Genomic DNA, 17,415 nt, shown 5'->3' on the forward strand with positions numbered 1-17,415 from the left:
GGTTTTCTTACATGACCGATCAATCCTCGAACCAGATGTGGGGCGGCCGCTTTGCCGCCGGTCCAGACGCGATCATGGAGGCAATCAATGCCTCGATCGGGTTCGATCAGCGGATGGCAGCCCAAGACATCGCAGGCTCGCGCGCCCATGCCGCCATGCTGGCTGCCACAGGCGTCATAAGTGATAGTGATGCGCAGGCCATTCGGGAAGGGCTGCTCACAGTCTTGTCAGAAATTCAGTCCGGTTCGTTTCAGTTTTCAACCGCGCTGGAAGACATCCACATGAATGTCGAAGCGCGCCTGAAAGAGGTGATCGGAGAACCCGCAGGCCGTTTGCACACAGGGCGTTCGCGAAACGATCAGGTCGCGACGGATTTCAAACTCTGGGTCCGCGATCAGTTTGATGCCGCCGAAACCGGCCTGCTGGCCCTGATCCGCGCGCTGCTGACACAGGCCGAGGCCGGGGCTGATTGGGTCATGCCCGGTTTCACCCATCTGCAAACGGCGCAACCAGTCACTTGGGGCCATCACATGATGGCCTATGTCGAGATGTTTGGCCGTGACCTGTCGCGTGTGCGAGATGCGCGCGCACGGATGAACGAATCCCCCTTGGGTGCTGCAGCGCTGGCCGGAACGTCCTTCTCAATTGATCGGGACATGACCGCGCAGGCGCTGGGCTTTGACCGCCCCGCTGCGAACTCGCTAGATGCGGTCAGCGATCGTGACTTTGCGTTGGAATTCCTGTCGACGGCTTCGATTTGCGCCGTCCATCTTTCGCGCTTTGCCGAAGAGCTGGTGATCTGGTCTTCGGCCCAGTTCCGATTTGTCACGCTGTCGGATCGGTTCTCGACCGGCTCGTCGATCATGCCGCAAAAGAAAAACCCCGATGCGGCCGAGCTGATCCGCGCCAAAGTTGGCCGTATCTACGGCGCGAACACCGCGCTGATGATGGTGATGAAGGGTCTGCCGCTGGCCTATTCCAAGGACATGCAGGAAGACAAGGAACAGGTCTTTGACGCCGCCGACAACTGGATGCTGGCGCTGGCTGCGATGGAGGGGATGGTCAAGGACATGACCGCCAACCGCGACAGTCTGGCGGCTGCGGCGGGGTCTGGGTTCTCGACCGCGACCGATCTGGCCGATTGGCTGGTGCGGGTGCTGGGCCTGCCATTCCGCGACGCGCACCACGTCACCGGTTCGTTGGTCGCGATGGCCGAAAGCAAGGGCTGCGATTTGCCTGACCTGACGCTGGAAGACATGCAATCGGTTCACGCGGATATCACCGAGGATGTCTATTCTGTTCTTACCGTCGAAAACTCGGTAAACTCGCGTCAATCCTACGGCGGCACAGCCCCGGATCAGGTGCGTGCCCAGATCAAGCGGTGGAAGGCGTTGGTGTAATGCAGATCATGCGAGTTTTGCTTTTGGTCTCGCTCGGAGCGGTACTGGTCGGGTGCGGCGCGGACGGCGAGCCGATTCAACCGACGATGAACGCCAATATCGGCGTCGGCAGCAGCGGCACGCATGTGGGTGGCGGAATTGGTCTGCAACGCGGCGGGTTGGGAATTTACCTGGGCCGCTGACGAACGAAGATTGCAATTCTCTGGCTCCGCGCCCATTTGCACCCGGTAACTGGCGCTTTGGCGCCTTAACTCCGAAGAGACACGAATGAAAACTATTGGCCTGATCCTGTCGCTTGCCGTTCTGGCGGCGTGTGATCCTTCGTACAACCCGCGCCCAGAGCCCGAGACCAACTCGGGCGGGTCAGGGATCAAGATTTCCGGCTACGGACGGGTCGGCGTTTCAACATCCAACTAATGCAACGCAAGGGCGCGCGCAGAATCCATTGATCCGCGCGCCCTTTTTGGTCTAAGCGCGCGGGTATGGATCACTTTCTATATCGCGACGGCGCGCTTTTCGCCGAGGATGTCCCAATCTCCGAAATCGCCGCGAGCGTCGGAACCCCTTTCTATGTCTATTCCACAGCGACCCTGCTGCGGCATTTCAAGCTGTTTGATGATGCGCTGGACGGCATGGACCACCTTGTCTGCTATGCGATGAAAGCGGCCAGCAATCAGGCGATCCTGAAGACGCTGGCGCAGGCGGGCGCGGGGATGGATGTGGTCTCGGGCGGGGAGTATCTGCGGGCCAAGGCCGCAGGCGTGCCAGGCGACAAGATCGTATTCTCGGGTGTTGGCAAAACGGCGGATGAGATTCGCACGGCGCTGACCGGCGGTATCCGCCAGTTCAACGTGGAATCCGAACCTGAAATGGAAGTGATCAACGCGATTGCGCTGGAACTGAGCGTTGTGGCACCGATCACCGTGCGGGTGAACCCGGATGTGGACGCCAAGACCCACGCCAAGATCGCCACCGGCAAGTCGGAAAACAAGTTCGGCATCCCGATCGCCCGCGCGTCCGAGGTTTATGCCCAAGCAGCCAGCCTGCCGGGGTTGGAGGTGATCGGCATCGATGTTCATATCGGCTCGCAGCTGACCGAGCTGGAACCGTTCGAGCTAGCCTATACCAAAGTCGCCGAGTTGACCGAGCAGCTGCGCGCCGAAGGTCACAATATCCGTCGTCTGGATCTGGGCGGAGGCTTGGGTATCCCCTATACTCGCGTGAATGATGCGCCGCCGCTGCCGGTGGAATATGGCGCGCTGATCCAGAAAACGCTGGGCCATCTGGGGTGCGAGATCGAGATCGAGCCCGGCCGCCTGATTGCGGGCAATGCGGGGCTGATGGTCAGCAAAGTAATCTACGTGAAATCGGGTGAAGGCCGTGATTTCCTGATCCTCGACGGGGCCATGAACGACCTGATCCGCCCCGCAATGTACGAGGCGCATCACGATATCGTCGCCGTGAATGAACCCGCGCCGGGGGTGGAACAGCAACTCTATGACATCGTGGGCCCCGTGTGCGAAACCGGCGATACATTCGCCAAACAGCGCAGCATGCCGCCGCTTGCGCCGGGCGATCTGGTCGCCTTCCGCAGCGCCGGGGCCTATGGTGCGGTGATGGCCAGCGAATACAATACGCGCCCTCTGATCCCCGAAGTTCTGGTGCATGGCGATCAATTCGCCGTAATTCGTGAACGCCCAAGCTTTGACGAAATGATAAACCGCGATACCATACCAGAGTGGCTTTGACGCGATAGGCGCGCGGGCCCGTTGACGGAGGCCCGCCTTGCGCACAAGACCGACCTTGCCGATCCCAAGACTGTCCCTGCTGCTGACGCATGCAGGGATGCTGGCCGAGCGAGTATGGCGTGCTTTTTGGCCGTTTTTTTCTGTACTTATGGTGATTTTGGCCGCGTTAATGCTGGGCCTGCAAGATCTTGTGACGGTTGAAACCGTCTGGATCGTCGGATCACTTTCGGTGCTGGGTCTTTTGGCTGCGCTGGCTTTGGGGGCAAGGCGATTCCATCTTCCGTCCCGGGCCGAAGCGTTGATGCGTCTGGATGAGACCCTTCCGGGCCGACCTATTCAGGCGCTTATGGACAGTCAGGCAATTGGCTCGATGGATGCGGACTCTGTCGCTTTGTGGCGCGCGCACCAAAACCGGATGGCCCAGCGTGCGGCACAGGCCGAGCCGGTCAAGCCAAACTTGCGCCTTGCGGATCGCGACCCCTATGCCCTGCGCTATTCGGCGCTGCTGGCCTTGGTGATCGCTGCCTTGTTCGGGTCGTTCTGGCGCATCGGATCGGTGGCCGAGATGACACCGGGGGCCGCGATGGCAGGGCAGGGGCCAAGTTGGGAAGGCTGGGTAGAGCCGCCAAGATACACCGGCCTACCGACGCTCTATCTGGCCGATCAATCCGACCCAACGCTGTCGATCCCGCAGGGCAGCCGGGTAACGCTTCGCTTTTATGGCGAGGTCGGTGCGCACAGCCTTACCGAAACAACCACTCCGCTGGGGACCGAAGCTGCAACCGCGCCCGAGCAGGAATTTGTTGCTGACCGGTCCGGGCTATTGAGGATTGATGGTCCTTCTGGACGAGATTGGACGCTGGATATCATAGCGGACGCGCCGCCCCAGATTGCCGTTGCGGATATAGCCGAGGCCGAAGCTGGAGGGCAGATGAAGCTGCCCTTTGCGGCTGGTGATGACTATGGCGTTCAATCCGGTTCGGCCACCATCGAACTCGACCTTGCCTCTGTTGACCGCCGTTATGGTCTGACGCTTGAGCCAGAACCACGCGACGTAATTTCCGTTGAATTGCCGATGCCGATTACAGGGGATCGCACCGACTTTATCGAGGACTTTATCGAGGATTTCTCGGAACACCCCTGGGCGCATCTGCCTGTCAAAATCACTCTGACCGCGCGCGATGCCGCAGATCAGGAAACGCAGTCCGAGCCGTATATGACGGCGCTGCCTGCCCGTCGTTTTTTCGATCCCTTGGCGGCGGCGATAATCGAACAGCGGCGCGATCTGCTATGGACACGCGAGAACGCCACGCGCGTTGCGCAGCTTTTGCGGGCAGTGTCTCATTTGCCCGAAGACGTGTTCCGATCGGATACGGCTTATCTGCGGTTGCGCGTGACGCTTCGGCGGCTTGAGACATTCACCGAATACGGCCTGAAACCGAAACAGCAGGCTGAGATTGCTCAGTCCCTGTGGGATCTGGCGGTTCTGATCGAGGAAGGAACGCTGGCGGATGCGTTGGAACGGATGCGTCGCGCGCAGGAACGCCTGACCGAGGCGATGCAGAACGGCGCAACCGATGAAGAAATCGCCGAGTTGATGCAAGAACTGCGCGAGGCTACGCAGGATTATATGCGGCAGCTTCAGCGGTTGGCGCAGGAAAATGGCGGTGAGGAAGGTCAGCAAGGTCAGAACGGCGAAACCATGCAAATGACGCAGGACGACCTGCAGCGCATGATGGACCGTATTCAGGAACTGATGGAACAGGGCCGTATGGCCGAGGCGCAGCAGGCGTTGGAAGAGTTCCAGCAGATGATGGAAAACATGCGCATCACGCAAGGTCAGGGTCAGGGCCAGCAGTCCGAAGGCCAGCAGGCGATGGAAGGTCTGGCCGAGACGCTGCGCGAACAGCAGGGGCTGAGCGATCAGGCTTTCCGCGATTTGCAGGAACAGTTCAATCCCGGCGCGCAAGCTGGTGAAAATCAGGGCAATGAAGGCCGAAATGGGGGTCAGGGCCGCGGCGAAAGCCACGAAGGCCAAGGTGGTCAGGGTCAGGGTTCGGATCAGGCCGGAGAAGGTCAGCAGGGTCAGGGATCGCTGGCCGATCGCCAGCAAGCCTTGCGCGATGAGCTTGGTCGGCAGCAACAGAACTTGCCCGGCGCTGGAACGCCCGAGGGCGAATTTGCCCGCGACGCGCTGGGTCGTGCGGGCCGCGCCATGGACGAGGCCGAGCAAGCGCTGCGCGGTGACGATCTGGCCGAGGCGATTGATCGCCAGTCCGAGGCGATGGAAGCCCTGCGCGAAGGTATGCGTTCACTGGGTGAGGCGTTAGCCCAGAACCAGCAGAACCAGCCCGGTCAAGGCGCGCAGGAAGGCGACATGCAGGCCAACAATCGCGATCCTCTGGGTCGTAGCCCGGGTGCAGCAGGGTCGATTTCAACCGATGACAACCTGCTGCAGGGCGAAGATGTCTATCGCCGGGCACGGGAATTGCTGGACGAAATCCGCCGCCGGACCGGAGAATCGGACCGGCCTGAGATTGAACTGGAATATCTCAAGCGACTGCTGGAGCGGTTCTAACGCGACAGGTCAGTTCTGCGGTGTGCCGGCTCCGGTCTGCGCCTCAAGCCAAACGCGTGCCTGATCGACAAGTGTCACATAGCCATCAAGGACAGGATCAGCCTGCGGTACGGCCTCGGAAATGCGTTGTGCGTTGCCGTAGATCAGGAACAGGATAACGCCAATGATGATCATCAGCAGGAAACCACGCCGGAACCCACCGCCAGACTTGCGCGGTACCAGTTCCACCTCTTCTTTCTTTTTCTTTTTTTTCTTGGGTGCGGGTTCTTCGCTACGCAGCGAGGAATTGATTGCGTCGACATCGGGAAGCGCGTCTTTCTGACCGGCATCCTCGGCCGTTTCCCTTGCCGTCAGGTCCTTGATTGCCTGCTCTGGCTCAGGCTCTGGAGGCGCGTCTAGCGCCAAATCGGGCTGCGTTTCCAGAGTTTCAGCTTCTTTCGCGCGCAGGTCAGCCTCACGCGCGGCTTCCTCTTTCAGGATGTTCGCTACGGCAGGATCAACGTTGCCCGACGCTGAGTCCTCGGACGGTTTGTCCTCGGCCGTTGGGGTATCCGGTTCCGCGTCCGCTGCAGGTTTTTGCGGTGGTTCCAGCGCAGGTTCTGCCGGGGTTTTCTCAGTCGTGCCGGTTTCGGGTTTCGCTGGTTCGGGCGTGGCCACGGGTTCTGGTTTTTTGCTTTGGAACCATGTTTTTTCGCAGTTGGAGCATTGAACGTCACGCCCCTCTGAAGGGATAACCTCGTCTGGCACCTCGTATTGGGCACCGCAATTCGGACAAGTAAGACGCATGCTGCCTCCCGGCCATAGTATTGACCTGATGATAGTTTTTTCAGGAATGATATTCCGTTAAGACCTGACAGCAAAGAGTGTTTTCGGTTTCACGCCGCAAGTGTCACCAATTCGACCCGGTGCAGGCATTGAAACCGTCACCATGCTCGGGCAAGAAGAACAACAGAATAACCGGGGGGCGCCTGTGATCGAGCTGGAAAACGTCAGCTATACCTATGGTGGAGGGGCATTGCTGAGCGATGTTTCCCTACAGTTGAACCCGGGTTCGTTCCATTTTCTGACCGGGCCGTCGGGGGCGGGTAAGACGACCCTTTTGAAACTCTGCTATGGGGCGCTGTTGCCGACCTCAGGCCAGCTTAAGGCATTTGAGCAAGATGTTGCCACGCTGGACCGCGATCAAATGGCGTTGCTGCGCCGCCGGATCGGAGTCGTGCATCAGGATTGCCGGTTTTTGGATCACATGACATTGGCCGAGAACGTGGCCCTGCCGCTGATGGTGTCGGGCCGTGCCGAATTTGCGCAGCAGCAGGACTTGACCGAGTTGTTGAACTGGGTCGGGCTTGGCACGCGGCAAGACGCGGTTCCGCCCGAACTGTCCGGTGGTGAGCGTCAACGCGCAGCCCTGGCCCGGGCAGTGATCCTGTCGCCGGATGTCGTGCTGGCGGACGAGCCCACCGGGAACGTCGATTGGGAGATGTCCCAGCGTCTGCTGCGTCTATTGGTGGAGCTGAACAAGATGGGAAAAACTGTTTTGATCGCCACCCATGACCTTAGCCTCATCCGGGCGGCCAAAAGCCAGGTTCAGGCGCGTGTGTTGCGCATCTCGCAACGACAGGTCCAACTGGCCGGAGCAGATCTATGAGCGAGGGTACCATTCGCAATCTGCTGAAACGGGACAAGCGGACTGATCGCGTTGTTCCCCCAACGGGGTATACGGCGCAGCTTACAGTGTTTGTCTCAGGCGCGATGGCTTTCCTTGCGGTGTTTGCACTGGCCCTGTCACTGGCATCGGGGCGACTGGCGGACCGTTGGGCGACCGAGCTGGCAGGGGCCGCTACGTTGCGCATCAATGCCCCGTCCGATCAGCTTGCCGCGCAGACCGAGGCCGCGTTGACGGTGCTGTCGCAAACGCCCGGAGTTGCATCTGCGCGGGCTTTGACATCGGATGAGCAATTGGCCCTGCTGTCTCCGTGGTTCGGCCCGGACCTGCCATTGGATACGCTGCCCGTCCCGCAACTGATCGAGATTATCGAGGGCGCGCCAGGGCTGGATGTAACCGGCCTTCGCTTGCGGCTTGGGGCCGAGGTGCCGGGCGCTGTGCTGGATGACCATACCCGTTGGCGCGAGCCACTGGTCGATGCGGCGACGTCGCTGCGACGGCTGGGGTGGATTTCAATCCTGCTGATCGGTGTTGCGACGGCGGCCATGATCACATTGGCTGCAAACGCGTCACTTGCGGCCAATGCGCAGATTATCGAAGTTCTGCGGCTTGTGGGCGCGCGCGACAGGTTCATCGCAAATGCTTTCGTGCGTCGGTTCACGTATCGCGCGTTCTTTGGTGCCTTGGTCGGCGTTGTGCTTGGGATGACAGGGGTCTTGCTGCTGCCCGAAGCCTCGGATGAGGGTGGGTTCCTGACCGGCCTCGGGTTTCAGGGGCTGGGTTGGTTTCTGCCGTTACTTATCCCCCTTATGGGAGCCGCAGTTGCGTTTCTGGCCACTTGGACCGCGGCAACCCGCAAATTGACGGAGCTTTCGTGATGGCTGATGCGATACAGTGGATTCGATCGTTGATTTTCATGATCGTGATTTACGCTTGGATGTTGGTTCTGGGCATTGTCTTTGCGCCTTACGCCCTGTTTGCCAAGAAAGGCGCGTTGCAGGCCTGCAAGCTGTACGCCCGCACAACCCTATGGCTGGCACGTTGGATGGTTGGTATTCGCTTCGAAGTTCGCGGCACGGTGCCCGTGGATGAAGTGGTAATTGGGGCCAAACACCAGTCGTTTCTGGATATCATGATAATCTTCCACGCGGTCCCGCATGGAAAGTTCATCATGAAGCGGGAATTGCTATGGACTCCGATGATTGGTCTTTACGCTCGTCGGCTTGGGTGTATCCCGGTGAATCGCGGCAAGAAAGGCGTAGCGGTGGCCAAGATGGTAAAGGACGTCGCGACAGAGTTTGCCGAGCCGGGTCAGTTGGTCATCTATCCGCAAGGCACGCGTGTCGCCCCCGGCGCGCGGAAACCCTATAAGGTTGGTGCCGCAGTGCTATACGAAGGGTTGGGTTTTGCCTGTGTTCCGGCGGCTACTAACGCCGGAGTTTTCTGGCCTCGGACCGGGGTGATGCGAAAACCCGGTCTGGCGATTGTCGATTTCCTGGACCCGATCGAGCCGGGTGTCGAGCGGGAGGCGTTTCTGACCCGACTGGAAGAGGCAATCGAAACGCGTTCAGATGCGTTGATGCGGGAAGTGGGGTTTGATCCAGATGGAGTTCATTGAGGACATAGAAACGCTCGAAAGCCTCTATGGTACGCCAGGTGCGCCATCCCTACGCAAAGTGGCGGACCGGATGACCCCTTTGTACCGAAAATGGATCATGGCGTCGCGCTTGTGCGTCCTCAGCACAGTCGGTCCGGAAGGTGTGGATGGCAGCCCGCGCGGAGATGACGGGCCCGTGGTTCTGGAACTGGATGACAGAACGCTGGCGATGCCCGACTGGCGGGGCAACAACCGGCTGGACAGCCTGCGCAACATCGTGCGCGACCCGCGCGTTTCCCTGATGTTCATGGTGCCGGGGTCAAACAATGTCGTACGTGTGAATGGCACGGCCCGACTGACGGCAGACAAGGCTCTGACAGGGCGGTTTGAGAAAAACGGCAAACGTCCAGCGACGGTGATCGTTGTCGACATCGCCGAGGTCTACACACAATGCGCCCGCGCGCTTATCCGGGCGCGCACCTGGAACAGCGGTGACGAAAGCGCCAACCTTCCCACTATCGGCGAAATTCTAGCTGAGGCCTCAAGCGGAGAAGAGGGCGGCGCGCGCTATGATCAGGAATGGCAAGCACGAGCCGCGAAAACGATGTGGTAAATCCGCAGATCAGGCGGGTTGAGCGGTCATGTTCTGGAACATCGCCTTGACCTCGTCCACGCTGATGCCGAGACCCTTGGCCAGTTTGTGAATAAACACTGTTTCAGCCTTGTCCAGATCGCCATCTGCGCCCACGATCATCAGCGTGGCTTGCATGACCATGCGTTTCTGATCGGCAGTCAGCCCACGGCCAAAGGCTGCAAATTGCGCATCCGTTGGTTTGGCCTCGGCCATATTGTATATGCGGCGAATACGGGATTCATCAAAGGTTTCACCCGTCATCTGCTGGGCGATGTTGGCCATCGTTGAAATTTCCGCCGCATCAAGCGAGCCGTCCGCTTTTGCAGCGTGACACATCGCATCCATTGCCTGCAACGCTGCGGGATTTGCTGTGCCCATTTCCGCATAGCGTTCTTTCGTGCGCTTGGATTGCCCCGCCTTTTTTGCTCCGGCCAAAATAAGAAGAACGGCGATTGCGCCCAAGCCCCAAAAGCCGGACACCATGTCCGCACGCGACATTTTGGGTTGCGCTGGCAAGTCCGAAGGAAAGTCTCCCAGTGCTTTCCCAAGCTCCAGCCTGTCTGCGGGCATGTTGTAATAACTGTCGCTGTCGCATTTATTCGGCGCCATCACATAGCCGATAGAGCTGCGCCAAACCCCGGCGAACATGATGTGCGTTTTCTTGGTCAGATGGCACAACGACAGATTTTGACCGTTGTTGTCTTCAATATCCGTAGGGGTAATCAGGGTCATCTGCTCGGATGTACCCCAAACGCCACCCGCGCGCCCCGCCTGTGCCTCTTTTCCGAAAAATAACGCGATAATCAGCGCCGCAGCGCAAAATGAAAGAAATCTCATATCAGCCTCAAAAAAATTTGTTCGATCCCAGCCGCAGGGACGCGCCCAGCGGTCACAAGGTGTTGATCAACCTAAGCGAGAGCAAAACTAAGGCAGAGTCGCGGAATAAAAAAGGCGGACACTTTGGCCCGCCTTTGATGTTTTGAGTGCTGAAAGGTCAGCTATGGATTGGGCCGTCCCCGCAGGCCAGCGAAGCCTCGCGCACGGCTTCCGAGTAGGTCGGGTGGGCGTGGCAAGTCAGGGCCAGGTCTTCAGCCGACGCACCGAACTCCATCGCGACGCAGACTTCGTGGATCAGGTCACCTGCAGCGGGGCCAATGATATGTGCGCCCAGAATGCGGTCGGTTTCCTTGTCGGCCAGAATCTTGACGAAACCGTCGGCGGCAAAGTTCGCCTTGGCGCGTCCATTGCCCATGAACATGAACTTGCCGACCTTATAGGCGCGACCCGCCTCTTTCAGCGTGGCTTCGGTTTCGCCGACATTTGCGACCTCGGGCCAAGTGTAGATCACACCGGGAATAACGCCGTAGTTCACATGGCCGTGCTTGCCTGCGACCTGCTCGGCGGCGGCCATGCCTTCATCTTCGGCCTTGTGGGCCAGCATAGGGCCTTCGGTCACGTCACCGATGGCATAGATGCCGGGCACGTTGGTCTGCCAATCACTGCCAACCTTGATCTGGCCGCGCGGCGTCATCTCGACGCCCAGAGCATCCAGTCCCAGACCATCCGAGAACGGCTTGCGCCCGGTGGCGACCAGCACGGTGTCGGCGTCGATCACGTGCTCGCTGTCATCTTTGCGCAGCTTGTAGGTGACCTTGGCCTTGGTCTTGGTGGCTTCGGTCTTTTGCACGGCGGCGCCCATGACGAACTTCAGGCCCTGCTTCTTGAGAATCCGCTGGAACGTCTTTTGTACCTCGGGGTCCATACCCGGCGTGATCTCGTTGAGGAATTCGATCACAGTCACCTCGGCGCCTAGACGCTGATAGACCGAGCCCAACTCCAGCCCAATCACGCCCGCGCCGATCACAACCATCTTTTTCGGGATTTTGCCCAGCGACAACGCACCGGTCGAAGTCACGACGATTTTCTCGTCCACCTCGACACCCGGCAGCGAGGACGGCTCGGACCCTGAGGCGATGATGATGTTCTTGGCCTCGTGGACCTCATCGCCCACCTTGACCTGACCTGCGGCAGGGATTGAGCCCCAGCCCTTAAGCCAGTCGATCTTGTTCTTCTTGAACAGAAACTCGATGCCCTTGGTGTTACCGTCGATCACCTCGTCCTTATAGGCCTGCATCTGCTTCCAATCGACCGAGGGGCTTTTGCCCTTCAGGCCCATCTTGGCAAAGTTATGCTCGGCCTCATGAAGCTGGTGCGATGCGTGCAACAATGCCTTCGATGGGATGCAGCCTACGTTCAGGCAGGTGCCGCCCAACGTTTCACGCCCTTCAACGACAGCGGTCTTCAGACCCAACTGGGCGCAGCGTATCGCGCAGACATAGCCGCCGGGGCCGGCGCCAATAACGATGACATCATAGTTTGCCATTTTATTCTCCTAGAACCTGAGGAGTTAAATTTAAATCGGGTGGCCATCATGGGATGGCGCACCCGGCAATAGTCAGACCGGTGTCAGAATTTTTGTTTTGATATGGGCAACTCCGCCACGCTCGTGATGCATGGCCAGTTCCTCAGATTCAATAAAGTCCTGAGCGCGCTCCAGATCCGTGATTTCGAACAACGCAACTGCGTGGTCTTTCTGATCTGGGTCTTTCCAGATGTGGAGGTCCCGGATTCCCGCGGCCTCTCGCATTTTTTGGTCTTCGCGGAAGACTTTCAGCCAGACATCAAAGTCCGCCACGTCAGCCTCCCAAAGTACATGAGTCGCCATGATTACAGATCCATCAGCAAGCGGCGTGGGTCTTCCAGCGCTTCTTTTACGCGGACAAGGAACGTCACCGCGCCTTTGCCGTCAACGATCCGGTGATCATAGGACAGGGCCAGATACATCATCGGGCGAATCTTGATCTCACCGTTGATCACCATGGGGCGGTCCTGAATCTTGTGCATACCCAGAATGCCCGATTGCGGCGGGTTCAGGATCGGCGAAGACATCAGCGAGCCATAGACACCGCCATTCGAGATGGTGAAGGTGCCGCCCTGCATCTCGGCCATGGACAGCTTGCCGTCACGGGCACGTCTGCCTTTTTCTGCGATCGCCTTTTCGATTTCGGCAAAGGACATGCTGTCCGCGTCGCGGATGACCGGAACCACCAGACCCTGCGGAGTTCCCGCAGCCACGCCCATGTGGACGAAGTTCTTATAGACAATATCCGTTCCGTCGATCTCGGCGTTCACCTCAGGTACTTCTTTCAAAGCGTGACAGCAGGCTTTGGTGAAGAAGGACATAAAGCCCAAACGGACGCCATGCTTTTTCTCGAACTGGTCTTTGTACTGGCTACGCAGGGCCATCACTTCGGTCATGTCCACCTCGTTATAGGTGGTCAGGATCGCGGCCGTGTTCTGCGCGTCTTTCAGGCGCTTGGCGATGGTCTGGCGCAGACGGGTCATGCGCACACGCTCTTCGCGCCCGGCATCCTCTGCGGCAACCGGCGCGCGTGGGGCAGGGGAAGCAGGGGCGGGGGCAGCCGCCGCAGGTGCTGGTGCCGTAGCGGCCGCTGCAACAGCGTTTGCGACGTCCTCTTTCATGATGCGGCCATCGCGCCCGGATCCGGTGACCTGATCTGCAGACAGTCCTGCTTCGGCCATAGCTTTTTCAGCGGACGGTGCGTTGGCGACATCCTTGCCACTGCCATCGCCGGTACCCGCGGCAGGTGCCGCTGCCGGTGCTGACGGTGCCGGGGCTGCACCTGCCGCTGCGCCGGAAATCACGGCCAGCTTTGCCGTTGCGTCGACGGTGGTGCCTTCGGGCGCTACGATCTCGGCCAATACGCCAGCCGTCGGGGCGGGAACCTCGACCGAGACCTTATCAGTTTCAAGCTCACACAGCATTTCGTCTTGCGCGACGCTGTCGCCGACCTGTTTGAACCAAGTGGACACAGTCGCTTCGGTGACGGATTCGCCCAGCGTAGGAACCATCACGTCCACGCTTCCGCCAGACGCTGCGGGTGCGGCGGCAGGCGCAGGGCTTGGGGCCGCCGCCGGAGCCGGGGCGGCGCCTTCTCCGGCTGCGATCGTCGCCAGCAAAGCGTCAACGCCTACGGTTTCGCCTTCGGCTGCAACAATCTCACCCATCACACCAGCGGCAGGCGAAGGGACTTCGACGGTGACTTTGTCGGTCTCCAACTCGCACAGCATCTCATCCACAGCCACTGCGTCGCCCGGTTTTTTGAACCAGGTTGCGACCGTGGCCTCGGTGACCGACTCGCCCAGCGTGGGAACACGAACTTCAATGGACATTGCTTATTTTCCTTCAATGCTCAGCGCTTCGTTCACCAGCGCTTCTTGTTGGGCTTTGTGTTGGCTGGCCAGACCCGTTGCGGGCGAGGCCGACGTCGCGCGGCCGACATAGCGTGGCCGTGTATGCTTGGCACCGATCCGGGTTAGGACCCATTCGATATTCGGCTCGATAAAGGTCCAGGCCCCTTGGTTCTTGGGTTCTTCCTGACACCAGACCATCTCGGCCCCTTTGAATCGCTCAAGCTCGTTGATCAGTGAGTGCGCGGGGAAGGGATAGTATTGTTCGATCCGCAACAAATAGACATCGTCGATACCGCGCGCGTCGCGCTCTTCCAGCAGGTCATAGTAGACCTTGCCAGAACACAGAACGACCCGCTTGATCTTTTTGTCTGCGACCAGCTTGGTGTCGGAATTTCCCTGCTGCGCGTCATCCCACAGCACCCGGTGGAAGCTGGACCCGGTGGTGAAATCCTCGGCCGTGCTGACGGCCAGCTTGTGACGCAGCAGCGACTTGGGCGTTACCAGGATCAGCGGTTTGCGGAATGTCCTGTGCAATTGTCGGCGCAGGATGTGGAAATAGTTCGCGGGCGTCGTACAGTTCGCCACGATCCAGTTGTCCTGACCGCACATCTGCAGGAACCGTTCAAGCCGGGCGGACGAGTGTTCCGGGCCTTGCCCTTCGAACCCGTGCGGTAGCAGCGTCACCAACCCGGACATACGCAGCCATTTCGATTCACCCGAGCTGATGAATTGGTCGAACATGATCTGCGCGCCGTTGGCAAAATCGCCGAACTGCGCCTCCCACAGGGTCAGGGCGTTGGGTTCGGCCAGCGAATAGCCATATTCAAAGCCCAGCACCGCGTATTCGGACAGCATCGAGTCGATCACTTCATACTGCGACTGGCCGGCGCGGATATTGTTCAGCGGGTAATACCGTTCCTCGGTCTCCTGATGCACAAAGCCAGAGTGGCGCTGGCTGAATGTGCCGCGCGTCGCGTCCTGGCCGGACAGACGCACCGGATAGCCTTCGGTCAGCAGGGACCCGAAGGCCAGCGCTTCACCCGTTGCCCAATCAAAACCTTTGCCGTTGTCGAACATCTGCTTCTTGTGATCGAGCAGGCGCGACACCGTCTTGTGAACGGCGATATCCGCAGGCGCATGGGTCAGCGCATTTCCGATCTCGGCCATTGTCTCGGGCGTGATCGCAGTGTCGCCACGCACATATTCTTCCTTGTTCTTGTCCAGGTGCGACCAGCGCCCGTCCAACCAATCGGCCTTGTTGGGTTTGTAGTCTTTTCCGGCCTCGAACTCATCATTCAGATGAGCCTGGAACGCGGCCTTCATGTCCTCGATCTCGCCCTCGGGGATCAGGCCATCTTTGACCAGACGCTCGGTGTACAGCGACAGCGTGGTCTTATGCGTTTTGATCTTCTTATACATGATCGGGTTAGTGAACATGGGCTCATCGCCCTCGTTGTGACCAAACCGGCGATAGCAGAAGATGTCGATGACCACGTCCTTGTGGAACTTCTGGCGGAATTCAGTGGCGACCTTGGCGGCGTGAACCACAGCCTCGGGGTCGTCGCCGTTCACGTGGAAGATAGGTGCCTCAACCATCAGCGCGATATCCGTCGGATATGGGCTGGAGCGGCTGAAATGCGGCGCGGTGGTAAAGCCGATCTGGTTGTTTACCACGATATGCATGGTGCCGCCGGTCTTGTGACCGCGCAGACCAGACAGGCCAAACCCTTCGGCAACAACACCCTGACCGGCAAAAGCTGCGTCGCCGTGCAGCAGGATGCCCATCACGGAGGTACGCTCGGCGTCCTTGAACTGATCCTGCTTGGCGCGGACCTTGCCTAGAACCACCGGGTTCACTGCCTCAAGATGGCTAGGGTTGGCGGTCAGCGACAGGTGCACGCTGTTGCCGTCAAATTCACGGTCGCTAGAAGCACCGAGATGGTATTTCACATCGCCCGAGCCATCCACGTCCTCGGGCTTGAAGCTGCCGCCCTGAAACTCGTTGAAGATCGCGCGATAGGGTTTGCGCATCACGTTGGCCAGAATGTTCAGACGGCCACGGTGCGGCATCCCGATGACGATTTCCTTGACGCCCAAGGCACCGCCACGCTTGATGATCTGCTCCATCGCGGGGATCAGGGCCTCACCCCCGTCCAGACCGAACCGTTTGGTGCCCATGTATTTGACGTGCAGGAATTTCTCGAAGCCCTCGGCCTCGACCATCTTGTTCAGGATCGCCTTGCGGCCTTCCTTGGTAAACGCGATTTCCTTGCCGTATCCTTCGATCCGTTCCTTCAGCCACGCGGCCTGTTCAGGGTCGGAGATATGCATGTATTGCAGCGCGAAGGTGCCGCAATAGGTCCGCTTCACGATATCTACGATCTGCCGCATCGAGGCCATCTGCAGACCCAGCACGTTGTCGATAAAGATCGGCCGGTCCATGTCGGCCTCGGTGAACCCATAAGTCTTGGGGTCCAGTTCAGGATGGGTGCTGGCCGCCCGCATCCCCAGCGGATCCAGATTGGCGGCCAGATGGCCCCGGATGCGATAGGCCCGGATCAGCATCAGCGCCCGCAGACTGTCCAGAACGGCGCGCTTGATCTGGTCGTCGCTGACCTCAACGCCTTTGTCTGCCGCCTTGTCCTTGATCTTTTTTCCCGCCGCCTTGGCGTCAATCTCGGCCCATTCCCCAGTGAGCGCCCCGGTCAGATCATCCGCTGGCATCGGCGGCCAGTCGGTTCGCGCCCATGATGGCCCTTCGGCTTCTTTCTGGACGTCCGGCGTCGCGTCGCCCATGGCCTTGAAAAACTCGGCCCAGGCCGCGTCTACCGCGCCGGGGTCCTTTGTGTACTGAGCATAAAGCTGCTCCAGATATTCGGCATTATGCCCTTGCATAAAGCTTGAGGCATGAAAGGCAGAGTTGGGCGAGTGTTCGGTCATTGGGTTACCTCATATGGGTTGGGACCGTATTGATTTGTGCCTGGCTGACTGGGGCGGGTCAGCCACCACAGCACCAGGAGAGGCGACACCACCAGAACCAGCAGCGTCGGAATGACGACCAGCAAAGTGGCGCGGGTAAACAGGATGTCCAGATTGCCACCGTGCTGGAAACTGGACGCCAGACCAATTCCGAAAATCAGAACTGCGGCGGCTCCGAGGATCAGCAGGATCGGCAGCAGCGCATAAAGCCCGCTGCGCCCGGTGTCATGCATCCGGCGCCATGCGACCGCGAGATGCGGGAAAAAGACGATTACGCCGACGATTGACTGTACCGGTTGGCTTGATGTGGCGGTGACGGATTTCGTCGTGCCCGTTTCCGTCGTGGTGACCTGAGTGAAAAACTGCCAGTCAATAATCCCGGCGATGATATTCCAGATCACGATAAACAGGAAAAAGAACCAGTACTCGGGCCGCGAGGCGCGGCCCGAGAATGTTAAGAACTTTGAGAAACACGTTTTGACAGCCTCACCAAAGGTCATGTTTTCCGTTCCTCCCAAAGTAGACGGCTAAGCCGCCG

General features: G+C 59.4%; 16 protein-coding genes. 9 read left to right on the top strand and 7 right to left on the bottom strand.

What is annotated here, in order from left to right; genetic code table 11:
* Positions 1-11: 11 nt before the first annotated feature.
* From argH to ACT2B1_RS03575, 5 genes are all read left to right on the top strand, one after another.
* Positions 12-1,400, top strand: coding sequence for an argininosuccinate lyase (gene argH, locus ACT2B1_RS03555; RefSeq protein WP_481668576.1), 1,389 nt, complete (start codon positions 12-14; stop codon positions 1,398-1,400).
* Positions 1,400-1,582 (top strand): argininosuccinate lyase, encoded by a 183-nt coding sequence (locus ACT2B1_RS03560; RefSeq protein WP_171211757.1) that lies wholly within the window; start codon positions 1,400-1,402, stop codon positions 1,580-1,582. The genes argH and ACT2B1_RS03560 overlap by 1 nt, the downstream gene beginning before the upstream one ends.
* Before the next feature lie 85 nt (positions 1,583-1,667).
* Complete coding sequence (locus ACT2B1_RS03565) at positions 1,668-1,817, top strand: hypothetical protein (protein WP_171122604.1); 150 nt, start codon at positions 1,668-1,670, stop codon at positions 1,815-1,817.
* A gap of 65 nt (positions 1,818-1,882) precedes the next feature.
* The gene (gene lysA / locus ACT2B1_RS03570) at positions 1,883-3,148 is read left to right on the top strand and encodes a diaminopimelate decarboxylase (RefSeq protein WP_171239895.1); all 1,266 of its coding nucleotides are present in this window, start codon (positions 1,883-1,885) and stop codon (positions 3,146-3,148) included.
* A 37-nt stretch (positions 3,149-3,185) separates the two neighbouring features.
* A complete protein-coding gene (locus ACT2B1_RS03575; protein WP_481668577.1) occupies positions 3,186-5,726 on the top strand; it encodes a TIGR02302 family protein in 2,541 nt (846 codons plus the stop codon).
* A 9-nt stretch (positions 5,727-5,735) separates the two neighbouring features.
* Here ACT2B1_RS03575 and ACT2B1_RS03580 read toward each other — a convergent pair whose 3' ends face one another.
* Positions 5,736-6,512: a zinc-ribbon domain-containing protein gene (locus ACT2B1_RS03580; RefSeq protein WP_481668578.1), complete on the bottom strand. Its 777-nt coding sequence runs from the start codon at positions 6,510-6,512 to the stop codon at positions 5,736-5,738.
* Between the two features lie 184 nt (positions 6,513-6,696).
* On the opposite strand from ACT2B1_RS03580, the gene ACT2B1_RS03585 reads away from it, so the two are divergent.
* Genes ACT2B1_RS03585 through ACT2B1_RS03600 form a run of 4 tightly spaced genes read left to right on the top strand, consistent with a single transcriptional unit; the run spans position 6,697 to position 9,602 of the window.
* Positions 6,697-7,374, top strand: a complete 678-nt coding sequence (locus ACT2B1_RS03585; protein WP_481668579.1) for a cell division ATP-binding protein FtsE — start codon at positions 6,697-6,699, stop codon at positions 7,372-7,374.
* The gene (locus tag ACT2B1_RS03590; RefSeq protein ID WP_481668580.1) at positions 7,371-8,270 is read left to right on the top strand and encodes a cell division protein FtsX; all 900 of its coding nucleotides are present in this window, start codon (positions 7,371-7,373) and stop codon (positions 8,268-8,270) included. The genes ACT2B1_RS03585 and ACT2B1_RS03590 overlap by 4 nt, the downstream gene beginning before the upstream one ends.
* Entirely contained in the window at positions 8,270-9,010 is a 741-nt protein-coding gene (locus ACT2B1_RS03595) for a lysophospholipid acyltransferase family protein (RefSeq protein WP_171239892.1), read from the top strand. Before ACT2B1_RS03590 ends, ACT2B1_RS03595 begins: the two co-directional genes overlap by 1 nt.
* On the top strand, positions 8,997-9,602 hold the full coding sequence (locus ACT2B1_RS03600) for a pyridoxamine 5'-phosphate oxidase family protein (RefSeq protein WP_481668998.1): 606 nt from the start codon (positions 8,997-8,999) through the stop codon (positions 9,600-9,602). Before ACT2B1_RS03595 ends, ACT2B1_RS03600 begins: the two co-directional genes overlap by 14 nt.
* 9 nt (positions 9,603-9,611) lie before the next feature.
* On the opposite strand, the gene ACT2B1_RS03605 is transcribed toward ACT2B1_RS03600, so the two are convergent.
* The 6 genes from ACT2B1_RS03605 to ACT2B1_RS03630 all read right to left on the bottom strand — a co-directional run bounded on the left by ACT2B1_RS03605 (position 9,612) and on the right by ACT2B1_RS03630 (position 17,377).
* Positions 9,612-10,460 carry a tellurite resistance TerB family protein gene (locus ACT2B1_RS03605; RefSeq protein ID WP_481668581.1) on the bottom strand — a complete coding sequence of 283 codons (849 nt, stop codon included), beginning with the start codon at positions 10,458-10,460 and terminating at the stop codon, positions 9,612-9,614.
* 157 nt (positions 10,461-10,617) lie between these two features.
* On the bottom strand, positions 10,618-12,006 hold the full coding sequence (gene lpdA, locus ACT2B1_RS03610; protein WP_171239890.1) for a dihydrolipoyl dehydrogenase: 1,389 nt from the start codon (positions 12,004-12,006) through the stop codon (positions 10,618-10,620).
* Positions 12,007-12,078: 72 nt separating this feature from the next.
* Positions 12,079-12,348, bottom strand: a complete 270-nt coding sequence (locus tag ACT2B1_RS03615) for a hypothetical protein (protein WP_171122588.1) — start codon at positions 12,346-12,348, stop codon at positions 12,079-12,081.
* Between the two features lie 2 nt (positions 12,349-12,350).
* Entirely contained in the window at positions 12,351-13,877 is a 1,527-nt protein-coding gene (gene odhB / locus ACT2B1_RS03620; protein WP_481668582.1) for a 2-oxoglutarate dehydrogenase complex dihydrolipoyllysine-residue succinyltransferase, read from the bottom strand.
* Positions 13,878-13,880: 3 nt separating this feature from the next.
* Complete coding sequence (locus ACT2B1_RS03625; protein ID WP_171124430.1) at positions 13,881-16,838, bottom strand: 2-oxoglutarate dehydrogenase E1 component; 2,958 nt, start codon at positions 16,836-16,838, stop codon at positions 13,881-13,883.
* A complete protein-coding gene (locus ACT2B1_RS03630) occupies positions 16,835-17,377 on the bottom strand; it encodes a DUF805 domain-containing protein (protein WP_171122582.1) in 543 nt (180 codons plus the stop codon). The genes ACT2B1_RS03625 and ACT2B1_RS03630 overlap by 4 nt, the downstream gene beginning before the upstream one ends.
* Positions 17,378-17,415: the final 38 nt, after the last annotated feature.

The organism is Ruegeria sp. S263, from assembly GCF_056780525.1.